The 13219-nt window shown below is 39.6% G+C and carries 5 protein-coding genes; all 5 read right to left on the reverse strand.

The annotated features are described in order from the left end of the window. Window positions 1–332 precede the first annotated feature (332 nt). The 5 genes from EV194_RS07525 to EV194_RS07545 all read right to left on the reverse strand — a co-directional run bounded on the left by EV194_RS07525 (window position 333) and on the right by EV194_RS07545 (window position 13092). Entirely contained in the window at window positions 333–4475 is a 4143-nt protein-coding gene (locus EV194_RS07525; RefSeq protein ID WP_132433425.1) for a hybrid sensor histidine kinase/response regulator transcription factor, read from the reverse strand. Between the two features lie 127 nt (window positions 4476–4602). Next, the gene (locus EV194_RS07530; RefSeq protein WP_132433426.1) at window positions 4603–6330 is read right to left on the reverse strand and encodes a cellulase family glycosylhydrolase; all 1728 of its coding nucleotides are present in this window, start codon (window positions 6328–6330) and stop codon (window positions 4603–4605) included. 413 nt (window positions 6331–6743) lie between these two features. Next, window positions 6744–8171, reverse strand: a complete 1428-nt coding sequence (locus tag EV194_RS07535) for a hypothetical protein (RefSeq protein ID WP_132433427.1) — start codon at window positions 8169–8171, stop codon at window positions 6744–6746. Window positions 8172–8212: 41 nt separating this feature from the next. After that, the gene (locus tag EV194_RS07540; protein WP_132433428.1) at window positions 8213–9847 is read right to left on the reverse strand and encodes a RagB/SusD family nutrient uptake outer membrane protein; all 1635 of its coding nucleotides are present in this window, start codon (window positions 9845–9847) and stop codon (window positions 8213–8215) included. A 110-nt stretch (window positions 9848–9957) separates the two neighbouring features. Beyond that, window positions 9958–13092 carry a SusC/RagA family TonB-linked outer membrane protein gene (locus EV194_RS07545; RefSeq protein ID WP_132433429.1) on the reverse strand — a complete coding sequence of 1045 codons (3135 nt, stop codon included), beginning with the start codon at window positions 13090–13092 and terminating at the stop codon, window positions 9958–9960. Window positions 13093–13219 lie beyond the last annotated feature (127 nt).

Below are 13219 nucleotides of genomic sequence, written 5' to 3' on the forward strand. Positions count from 1 at the left end.
CTAAATTCTATAGATCTACAATCTATAGAATTCTTTTAGAACTAAATTTAAACAGTTACTTTGTAACAGATCAAATACCGATTCTAAATTAGAATTATTTTGATAAACAGAGTGTAATTGAATGCCCCCAATCAGACGTTTCTGAATGGAGGACATCCACCCTTACCACTATTAAAAAAATTTTACTGATGTCAAATATATTTTAACATTTTAAAATATATCAGGTAAAATGAATATAAAAATGGGTGAAATTGTTTACCATCATGTATAAAATGTACAAAAAAAGGGTGTGTTTTGAACACACCCTTTCATGTATCATACTGACTATAAAGCTATTGATTACTCTTTGCATATTCTGAAGGAACCACACCAAATTCTTCCTTGAAGTACTTGGAGAAATATTTCGGATCATTAAATCCTACCTGAAAAGCAATTTCAGAAACAGTGAGCTGACTCTTGCCAAGCAATTGGGCAGCTCTTTTCAGGCGCATAATTCTGATGAACTCAACCGGCGTCTTATCTGTTAAAGCCACAAGCTTGTTATATAAATGTCCACGACTCACGCCCAGTTCTCTACCCATTTTTTCAACAGAAAATTCACTGTTACCAATATTTTTCTCAACAACTTTTAGCGCTTTATTTAAGAATTTCTCATCAAGAGAAGTAATACCTATTTCTCCGGGTTTGATTTCAAATTTTTTGGAGAACATTTTTTGAAATAAAAGTCTCAACTCAATCAAACGTTTGATTTTTAACTCCAAAACATCAAAAATAAAAGGCTTGGTAATGTAATCCTCTGCTCCGGCTTCCAATCCTTCTATTTTCTGTTGGCTTGAGACTTTTGCCGTTAACAATATAACAGGAATATGAGAGGTTCGGGGATCTCCTTTAATTCTTTTACAAAGCTGAATACCATCTTCAACAGGCATCATAATATCACTTACTATAAGATGCGGTGGTGAATCAAGAATTTTCTCCCAGGCAATCTGCCCGTTAGCAGCCTCTGACACCTCATACTGCTCTTTCAAATTATTCCGCAGATAGGATCTTAAATCTTCATTATCCTCAACTAACAAAACTTCGGGCTTTGTAGCAGAAAGAGACTGCACCGATCCTACCCCATTCTGTTCTTCCTCAAAGGTTTCATCTGCCAATACATCATCCTGATGAGAATCATCGGGCACAGAGGTATCCAATGGTAAGCGCACAATAAATGTGCTCCCATTTCCCTTTTCGCTTTTTACTTCAATGGTTCCCCCATGAATTTTAACAAATTCAAGCGTAAGTGCCAGCCCAATGCCACTCCCCTGGTTCGCAATTTCAACGTCCTCCGTACTTTGATAAAACCGTTCAAAAATCTTTTCATGTTTATCGACAGAAATTCCGACACCTGTATCGGCAACTAAAAACTCAATGTACTCTCTATTATTAAACCTATCTGAATAACCTGAATCGCCCGGTTTATAAGTGACTACATTCATGGAAACAATTCCGTTTTCATGGGTAAATTTCAATGCATTTGAGAGAAGATTGAATACAATCTTCTCCATTTTATCAAAATCAAAATTGGCATAATAGTTCTTCACTTCACATTTAAAATCATACTTTACCTTTTTGTTTTCAAACAAATCCCGGAACGAATTAAATGCATCTTCCAAAAATCTGGACAAATCGCCATAAGTAAGATTTAAGGAAGCTTTATCTGCCTCGATTTTTCTAAAATCGAGAATTTGGTTCACAAGATTAAGCAATCGCCGGGCATTTCTTTGAACCATTGACAGTTGTGCATACAAATTCTCATCTTTAATCTCTTTCAACAAATTATCCAGCGGAGAAAGAATCAATGTTAAAGGCGTGCGAAACTCATGACTCACATTGGTAAAAAAACGAAGTTTCATGGCATCCATTTCACGGCTGCGCTGATAATCACTTCGTTCCTGCTCACGCAGGAATTTCATTTTCTCTCGCCGCTTAATGATCCAGATCAGAGATCCGATTAAAAGAATGAAAAAGATTAAGTATATGGTATAAGCAAGTGAGGTTGCATAAAAAGGAGGGATCACTACGATGCTGAGATGCGTTTCGTCGGTTGACCATGAACCGTCGCTCCCCATTGCTTTAACTTTGAAGGTATATGTTCCGGGATTGAGGTTAGTGTATGTTGCTATGCGATTGCGTGAATCGGTCTCAATCCAATCCTGGTTAAACCCTTCCAACTTGTAGCGAAACCTCGTTCGCTCAGGATGAAAATAGTTTAATCCAGAAAATTCAATGGAAAAAACATTCTGATTGTGCCTGAGTGAAATCTCCCCTGACTGATTAAGTGCTTTATGGAGAATTGTTCTACCTCCCACATTCTCTCCTATGGCAATTGGACGGTTAAAAAGTCGGAATTCAGTGAGTATTACACTGAATTGCTGATGATGATCAATAACTTTCTCAGGTTTGAAAAGATTAAAACCGTTTGCGCCGCCAAAAATCAACTCACCTTTTGAAGTGCGAAGCGTTGAGTGCTCATTAAACTCCAGTCCCTGCAAACCATCAAGTAAATCATAGTTTCTAAAAACATAAACATCCTTTTCATTATTGAGAGTTAAACTCGAAAGCCCGTTAAGAGTTGCAATCCACAAATTTCCTTGTTTATCAATTTGCATGGAAATGATGTTGTGGTCCGGCAGTCCGTCTTCTTCTCTAAACACCTTGAATGTTCTGGTTTCACGGTTGTAAAGATTCAATCCGTTGCGGGTACCAAGCCATATTCTGCCTTGCAAATCTTCTGCAAAAGATAAAACACTGTTATTGCTTAATCCTGATTCATATTCCCCATTGTACATGTACTGACGGAATCGTTGTGTTGTACCATCTAAAACGGTTACACCGGTGGAAGTCCCTATCCATAAACTACCACGGGAATCTTCAAAAAGAGTTAAAACATAATCGCCACTGACTGAATTATAATCATCCTCACGGTGATGAATAAAGCCACCGGATCGCTCATCGTAAAGAGACAAGCCCCCTCCCAATGTGGCTACCCAAAGACGGTTCTGGCTATCGCGTAAAATATTCCAAACCCTGTCATCAGGTAGAGATGATGCGTTAGAAACATCATGCCTGAAATGGTGAAATCTCTGTCCGTCGAACCGGTTTAACCCTCCCTGGTATGTTCCTATCCATAAATCATCATTATGATCGTTGAACAGGGACACAATAATATCGCTGCTTAAGCTGTTGGGATTGGCCGGATTGTGCCGATATGTGGTAAAGGTACCAAGGTTGCGATCATAGTACACAAGTCCGTATCCGTTGGTTCCTATCCATAAATTCCCTTTACTATCTTCGGCAAAACAGTTTACGTCGTTCGAAAAAAAACGATCGGTCTCAAAATGCTGGCTACGATATAGATCAAATTGAAAGAGATGATCGTGGGAATAGTTTATCCCGTTTTTAAAAGTACCTACCCAAATAATCCCTTCACGACTCTTCTCCAGTGAAGTAATACTGTTGCCACTGAGACTGGTAACATCACCGGGAACATGGTCTATCACCGTTATGGAAAAATCATTTTTATCGATGATGTTAATACCTCCATGATCTGTTCCTAACCAAATTCGTCCCTGGCTGTCTTCCAAAACTCCGGAAACAGATCTGCTTGAAATAGAATTTGAGTGATGAGAAGGCAAAAAGTGGCGCGATTCGCCACTTTTTTGATTTATATAAAAAAGCCCATCAGGTGTATTATTCGAGTATATCCAAATATCATCATCACTATCCAAAAATAGTTTTAAAACACGACCTGCCTCAGAAACAATAAAATCCCCGCCTGCCTCGATGGTTTCTTCAACCTGAAGAGTTTCGGTATCCAAAACATCCACCAAACCATTTGCGTGCAACACATAAGCTTTTCCATTGTTACTAAACCTGACGTCCTTTACCCTGTCGCTTGAGATGGAGGTACGCTCCTCAGGATGATGATACAATCTTTGCAGATAGTCGCTTCTGCGATGGTAATAATAAAGTCCCATTTGATCGTTGCATATCCACACATTTGAATCAACATCTACCCTTATGGTATTGATAAAAGTTCGTGGTAAGGAAATGTTTTTGGAAAAAAGTTCGTGATCGGTTCCAAAAGATTCTGTTTTAGGGTTATAAATTGAAAAAGTTGATATTCCTGTGAAAAGCCACAGATACCCCAAATGATCTTCGTAGATTTCGTGAATGCTGTTTTCCGGTATTGAAGTCTGATCGCCCGGGATGTTTTTAAAAACACGAAACGAATGGCCATCATATCGATTTAATCCGGATACTGTAGCAAACCATAAAAAACCGCGGCTATCGGCATGAATTGTATTAATTTGGTTGTTTGAGAGTCCCGATTCACTGTCGATCCTCCGAAACTGATTAGCTGCCTGCTGACCTTCAATTTTCAAGATTGAGAGCAGAAATACGATAATGCATAATATATTTTTTTCCATAGATTTTATGAATTTCTTTCACCCAATTATAAGCCCCGCTAACATATAAAAATAGGAATTTTGTTCATAATAAAAAACTCCATTTAGACATGGTCTAAATGGAGTTTTTTAACAACTAGAGAAAAAATTATTCGTTTGCTCCTCTCATCAAGGCTTCCAGAGCTCCCTGATCGAAGATATTTCCATTGCTTCTAAAGAACAATGCAAATCCATTGTTGCCTCGATGGCCATTGTCCCAGTAAAATGGAATGAGTCCATGCTGAATGGCCGAACGGGTAACATACTCGAGGTAGTACTCGCGAGAAGCTTTGTGCGCCTCATACTCTTCACCGGTAAGAGCAGTTCGATGAATCGCTCCATATTCCCCAAGAATTACAGGAATATCGTTATCAACAAATTTTGATTTTACGCTGGCAAATTGTCTGTCAACGTGATCTTCCTGCCCCCACCAACCGGAACCGGCCGGAATAAAACTTTCACCCCATACAGTATAAATACCACTCCCGGATTCCTGCAAAGCAAATTGGTAGGGATCATAATAATGGACTTCTGCAAAGATCCTTTTTTCGACATTATCCTCAGGCATTACATGGAAATTGATGCCGTGGTCGATGTTTGTATTATATGTTTGAACAATCAGGTTACGATATGCATTTCGACCTCCTGTTGAACGCACAGTGGTAACAAAATTCTGATTAAATGACTGCTGCACGGTGATGTGTTCGGTGGTGGGAGTTCCATAGTCGGCACGCACTTCGTTGGTACCGGCAAATAGCAATCGCTCATCGTAATCTCTAAAATAAGTGGCAATTTGTTCCCAAAAAGCAGTAAATTTTAAGTTAATCTCTTCTTGTTTACTGTAGAATGGATTTTCTTCAAGCCAACCGCCATCCCAATGGGTATTAATAATCACAAACATATCATTATTAATGCAGTAATCGACAACCTCTTTAACGCGTGCCAACCAATTGGGGTCAATTTCGGCAGTATTTTGATCAGCATAACTGTTCCAGGCACAAGGAATACGTATGGCATTAAAGCCGGCAGCCTGAACGGCATCGATCAAAGTTTGCGTAGTTCTTGCATTCCCCCAACCGGTTTCTCCTGAAGGAACTTCAAGTGAGTTTCCAATGTTCCATCCTATTATAATATCCTGAGCCAACTCGGAGGCTGTTCTTTCTACTCCAGTCATATCAGGTTCCGGTGGAGAAATATTGTAAGAAGGATATAAAGCTAACTGGGACACATCAACAACCCTTTGAGGTGCATATTCTGCCCTGATGATAATTTTCCCTTTACGTTCTGCCCCTGATTCATTTCCATCAGCTGAAACGGTTATGGTTACCGAGCTTTCGGTTCCGGTAGTTTTATCCACGTTAATCCAGTCTCCTTCAATTTCGAGGCTCCACTCCGGTGCAGAAGTAGTGATATCAAAAGTTTGGCTGCCTCCAAGCCTTTGAATGGTTAATGAAGTTCTGTTGGAGGTAAGCTCATAGACAAACTCAGAATCCAGTTGAGTTACTGTTACGGTTACCGGCGGTGCGTTACCTGCATTAATAACGAGTTCTGCTGATCTCACTTCCGGAGTCTTACCATCAACCGTAACCATAATCATGGCTATGGATGAAGTACCTGAAGTTCTGGACAGTGATAACCACTCCGTTGCGGGATTGGCAATTTCCCAGGAATCGGCATCCGTAGTGATTGTAAACACACCAGTTGTTTGATCAGCTTCAATCTCAATTTCAGCAACATCAACTTCCAGCAAATTCACTACCTCATCATCATCCTTACAAGCTGAAATGATTAAAACCGATAATAACAATAAAAAAAACATGCAAATAAACTTCCTCATACCTCTAAAAATAAAATTTACAATCACTTGACATTAGGTCGTTAGATTTTTCCCGAGACATTCGGGATTAGACATTAGATGCAAGCACCCTCATTATATGCTGATTAAACAACATTACCGGAAATTCACATACTAATGATAATCAAGCAAATAAAAACATAATCAAAAATTAATAACTTAAGATTCAATATCGTTTAGTTAAGACCTTACAGGTTTCGATATTCTTACTAGGACAGGATGATAAAAGAAATAATATCAATAGTTACCGGAAAAAACCTGTCAGGTTTTTTCGCTTAACTAAACGACATTGACTTAAGATTAATCAAAATAATTAAAGATTAAGGCAATCTTTTGTTTAGTAAGTAAGGGAGAATTTATTCTCCCTTACCTGGTTTGTTTCAACTGCAAAATGTTTAATCTTCAACTTTTACAAGCTTAACAGCCTTAGATTCTTTATTTTGATCATTCTGCTGTCCAATCCAAATTCCATCATATGAATAAGGGTTACCGTCATCATCATTCACTACATCCAGTACTTTCACCTCTGTACCTGATAACCCGATCCATACCAAAGAAAATTCTTCATCAAGAGGCTCGCTAAATGTTATGACTCCATCAGAGACCGAATAAGTGTTATCATTTCCTGCTAACACACAAGTACCATCTGCATTAAAGACAAATTCACGAGTATCTCCATCATTAAAAATGTCTTCAGCATCTTCAGCACCCCATGAAGCCAGTGTAGCAACCATTTCGGCTCTTGTTGACCAACCATTCAGTCTTCTCGGTTCAATTATTGTTCCCCAGTCCCCTTCTGCGCGCCATCCTATCCAATCTTGTGCAACGTCAGCAAACTTCCATGTACCAACCAAATCTTCCTGTGTAAATGAAGTATTTACAGGTTCTGAGTATGTAAATTCTTCTCTTGCGTACTCATGACCTACTACAACAAAATTGTACACATGTGTCCAAGGAGAATCCTCTCCGTCTTCATAAGTGCGCTTTACACCAATTTGCATAGAATGCTCTGTAAGTGTAAATATTCTTAAATTTTGCAAATCCGAAAACTGTCCCTCATTAACACGTCCGGTATCAATAGGAATAATACAACTTGGTATAGTAAGTTTCATGGTTTCCGGGTCAAATGCAAATGTGCTGTTGCATATTTCACCAAATCTATCGGTTGAAATTGTTCCTGCTGTTGCATTAAATGTGATTGTTCCATAATTTTTTGGAGCCATAATCCATGTATTACTTGCATAGTCAGGACTCCAGTTGAAGAATGAACTCATTTCAGTTCCGTTAATTACAACCGGTAATTCTTCTTCCAATATATCCCATGCCCAGTATGGATTTCCGTCCAGACCACTATAGTATAGAGGACCATCAAAATAGACCGTTTTCCCATCTTCATTGATATCCATACGCCAGGTTTTGGTTTCATTGGCACCACCAGAAAGATAATACCACATACCTTCATTAAGGAAATCCAGGTCATCCTGTTCAATGACCACATCAAACACGTCTGAAGTGAGAGTCACTCCATCTGCTAGCCTGCTACATGTGAACTCATATACACCTGCCAATGGAAGATTAATGGCAACTGATCCATCGGTTACTGTATGATCGGCCTCCGTTGCAAGATTCGTAAACCAAACATTACCACTTAAAGTGGTTGTAAAGGTTACTCTATTCCCATCCACCACAAAATCAAAATTTTGACCCAATAGTGGCGCCTCGGTTTGAACATCATTGGGTTTGTCATCATCACTGCATGATAAAACTGTCATCAATATGACTCCCAAAAGAGTAATCAGTAATTTGAAACTTAATCTTTTCATAACAAATTTGATTTAGGTAATTATTAAAATTCCGAGAAATATTATTCCCAACCGGGATTTTGTCTTAACACATTATTTGATCGCGTAATCTGAGTTTGTGGAATCTGGAACAAACCTCTTGTCGTGAGAATATTGTTCCCATTAATGGTTTTTGTGTAAGGGACACCACCATCAAGTACTTCACCAGAATAATTTAGTTTAGATGCTGCAAATTGCAGAGTATGATCATACCTTAACAAATCCCAGTAACGGAGTCCCTCAAAAGCAAACTCATACTTTCGCTCTTCGAAAATCTGTTCGCGAGTAACAGCAGATATCTCATCAACACCTGCTCTTCTTCTAACCATGTTTACATATTCCAAGGCATTTGAGCTGCCCAGCTCAGCTGCCATAAGCAGTACATCTGAAAAACGAATGCTGAAATAGTCCTGAAACTGACCAATCATATGGTTTGCAGCCTCATAGACCTCAGTCATAGGAACACCATTTTCATCGGTAAATGGCACATACTTCTTTGTGAAATAACCGGTATACTCTCTGACATCATCAATGTAATTATAGGCTATTCCCTCTTCCTGAATGGCCATCACCGAGGCCTCACGACGGTCGTCATTGGGATCCCAGTTTTGATAAAACTCAGGCACCACCGTGGATGCTCCCCAGCCACTTGCATATCCCAATCGGGAATAGGTTTGCAAACGCAAACCGTTCATTACCATCCAGTGGTTTCCATCCACATCTCCATCATAATTACTGGTATAAGTATATTTTATGGCAAATACAACTTCTTGATTTGTTTCTCCTGCATAGTTGGCATCTACCAAAGTTCCACCATCCCTTACAGCTTTATAGTTGGCAGCAGCCGGCCACAAACTGAAAAAGTCCTCCACCAGTCCATGCCCACTGTTTTCTATTACATCTTCCAGGTATGCCAACACTTGGTCTCCGTTTACAAGGTCTACCAAATCGGGTTGATTATAATACCCGGTATAATAGAGATACACTCTGGCAAGCAGCGACTTTGCAGCCCACGAAGTTACTCTGCCATGGTCGGTAGAAGGCATGGCTCCATGAGTAGTGCTGCGTGCGTGTTCAACGGCATATAGCAAATCCTCTGTAATTGCTCTGTACACATCATCCGGATCTGCCTGAGGAAGATTCTCTCTGCTTTCTCTTAACAAAAGAGGAATATTTTCGAACATTCTGACCATATCAAAATAGAAGAATGCCCTAAGAAATTTGGCTTCAGCCAAAATTCTGTTGCGAGTGGCAAGGTTATCCCCCCAATCGGGTTGATCAATTCTTTCTATCAATTTATTGCATCGAAAAATACCTCTGTAGTAGTTGACCCAGTTGGGGTTGAACATATCGACAAAACTAGGTGCAATATTCACATCGTGCTCATCAATTTTTTTATAGTCCCTGTCATCAGCACTTCCAGTTCCACCAAAAGCCAAATCTCCTTTAACTGTGGCAGCATTTGGAAGAGCAATTCCATCTGACCAGATCAACTGCAATGCAGCATAACAGCCCACGAGTGCTGTTTCGCACTCTTCAGGAGTTGAATAATAATTTTCATCCACCTGCCTTGTTAATTCTTTTGTATCCAGAAAACTGTCGGCACAAGAGTTTGCAACAGCTATCAATACAATGATTATATAATGTAATTGCTTCATCTGATATAAATTTTAATTCATTCATCCCCAAAAACAGAGGGTTCCGAAATTTGTTAATGTAATTCTGATTTCGGTTTGAGTTCTCAAACCGAAAAACTCATTCTTCATATTTAGAAGGTCATATTCACCCCAAACAACACCGTTCGCGGACGAGGATAAAACCCAAGATCTATGCCTGATGAATACCTGTCACCAACTCCACCATCGTGTCCATATCCAATGTCCGGATCCATTCCGGTATAATTGGTGAATGTGTAGAGATTCTGGACTGAGGCATATACTCTGAACCTGTTGAAGAAATCTGAAAACATCAGGTTTGAGATATCATACCCAAGTGTTACATTACTGATCCTGAAATAGTCTCCATCCTGAATAAATATATCGGAGAATCTGGATGCAGAGTAATTGATATTATCTTCTGTAACCCTAGGAACTGTGTTAGATGTTCCCGGACCATTCCAACGATCAAGAATATCTCTCGTATAATTGGCATTTTGATTGGTGTGATTTCGGTAAGATTGCACAATTTGATTGCCCGCAACACCATTAGTTACTACAGAAAAATCAAAGGCTCTGAAATCAAGGCTGAATGATAATCCATAGATAAAACTGGGGTTCGGGTCACCTATTTTCACTTTGTCTGCATGGGAAATTGTGCCATCATCGTTTACATCCACATAACGGATATCCCCAGGTCGAGCATTTGGCTGAATCACTCTTCCTTCGGAATTTACATGGTTTCTGACCTCATCCATTGATTGGAAAATTCCGTCTGTTTTTAGACCCCAGAAATATCCAATTGGATACCCTGATTGTGCTCTGTAGAAAGATTGAGCATTATCAAACAATACATTGTTGGCTCCGTGTATGATACCGTCCTCTGTTGGCACCTCAGTCACCTCATTGCGGTTGAAGGCACCATTTACGTTTACGGAGTAACTTAAATCCCTGATTCTTTGATTATATCCGAGAACTACTTCGACACCTTCATTGATCACATTCCCACCGTTAATATATGGAGCACCAGTGCCGTAAGTAGCTAACACAGGAGCCAAAACAAGCCAGTCCTTCGTTGATTTACGATACAGGTCGAAGTTCATAAACAATCGATTATTCAGCAAAAATGCATCAAAACCTAGGTTGATCTGTTCAGAAGTTTCCCATTGTAAGTCTTCATTGGCGAGTCTGCTTGGAAATGATCCGCTTGTACTAACTCCCTCTGTATCTCCAAACGCATAATTTGCCTGGGTAAACTGAATGGGAGCCATGTATTGAAACGCCGAAACATTCTGACTGCCGTTTTGTCCCCAACTGCCTCTCAGTTTTAAAAAACTAACCACATCTAAAATCGGTTCCATAAAAGCCTCATTGGACATCACCCATCCTGCTGAAAATGAAGGAAAATAGCCCCATCGATTATTTTTTGCAAACTTTGATGATCCATCTGCTCTGAAAGTAGCATTGAACATGTAGGTTTCATCAAAATGATATTGAATACGTCCAAAATATGAAAGTAGTTTATCCTCGGCATGAGGATGCCCGCCAATATTAATGTTACTGCCTTCAAGGTTAGTGGTATTACTAATGTAGGCATAATCCAAACTGCTAAATACAAAATCGGTATTCCTGGCAAAGAGCCATGAACCCTTGTATTGTCTGGAAGATGTACCTGCCATCACATCGAAACTATGCCCATTTGTATACAGATTATAAGTAAGGTAGTTTTCAGCAGACCAAGACATTCCTTTGGACATACTCTGCTCAACACTGCTATTAGGTCTGTAATTTAGAGGACTTAACCTATACTGGGGATTGAATTGTCTCCTGTCGGAGCTATAATAATCAACTCCAATCATGGAACGGAAAGTAAGATTTGGCGTAATGTCCAGTTCTGCATATACACTTCCCAGTAAACGTTGCTCCTCTGTTACATTGTTGTTATTATACACCATTGAGGCATATGGGTTCGATTCGTTCTGATTCCAGTATCGGTTTCCGTTCTGGTCAGTTATATCGGGATTATCCGTTCTGAAGAAGTCGCCATTATCATCATAAACCGGCATTAAAGGACTGGTATTAAAAGCTCCTCTAAGAGAGTTGTTATATTGGCCACCTACGCCAATTCCATTTCTTTCTATATGCGAAATATTAAGAGTATGCCCCATCCTCAGCTGACCATCGTAAAACCTGTTTTCAGAATTAAACCGTGCACTGATTCGTTCATAATTTGAATAATCACGACCTCCCACAATACCTTCCTGTCCCGTGTAAGAAATTGAGGTGGAATAAGTAGATTGATCGTTGCCCCCGGATGCACCAAACACATAATTTTGGGTAATTGCATTTCTTACAAACATTTCATCTAGCCAATCGGTATTGGCTGGCCCAGCTTCGGTATAAGCCGGTAAATTATTAACATCAAACGGCAAATTTCTTGGATTGCCACCTCCATTTAAATATTGCTCATTCATGATCATTGCATACTCCTGTGCATTAAGCAAATCAATGGTCCGCGGCCGGTTTTGAAAGCCAACGTATGCATCAAAAGTAAGTTGAGTAACTCCGGCACGACCACTTTTGGTGGTAACCAAAACAACCCCATTGGCCGCTCGAGAACCATAAATTGCAGCAGATGCAGCATCCTTTAAAACATCAATAGATTCAATATCACTCGGATTTAAATGGTCAATGTTTCCGGTGGCAATGCCATCTACGATATACAATGGTGATGCATCACCGGTAGTACCAACACCGCGAATTGTAACTCTTGCGCTTTCTCCCGGCTGACCAGAACTGGGCATAACGCTGATTCCGGCAGCCTGGCCTTGAAGAGCCATGATTGGACTTGTCGTATTTCTTCCACTAATCACGTCACTTGAAACCTGACTGGTTGCACCGGTGATAAGTCGTTTTTTCTGAACACCATAGCCAACTACAACCACCTCATCCAGATCCATAAAGGCAGATTCCATAACAACCTTAATAACACTTCTACCGTTTATCGAAACTTCTTGATTTTCAAAACCAATAAATGAAAATACCAGAATAGCATCAATGCTTGTATTAATGGAAAAACTTCCATCCACCTGTGTAATAGTACCGCTGGTTGTTCCCTGTACCAAAATAGAGACACCGGGAATGGGATCGTTTGACGAGTCTGTAACAACTCCGGATACAGTATGTTGACCGTATATCCCAAAGCTCGTCACCACCACTAATAAAAACAGAACGAATTTCTTCAACATAACAATGATTTTAGATTTAATTTGTTTTAAATACACCTATGTAACCAATCCGACCAGATCAACATTCTTCAAATATATTTTAACATTAATTAATGTTTTGGTGATATTTGTATGCAGCTTGGGTGCA

Origin of the sequence: Natronoflexus pectinivorans (assembly GCF_004345615.1) — a bacterium.
GTDB lineage: Bacteria > Bacteroidota > Bacteroidia > Bacteroidales > Marinilabiliaceae > Natronoflexus > Natronoflexus pectinivorans.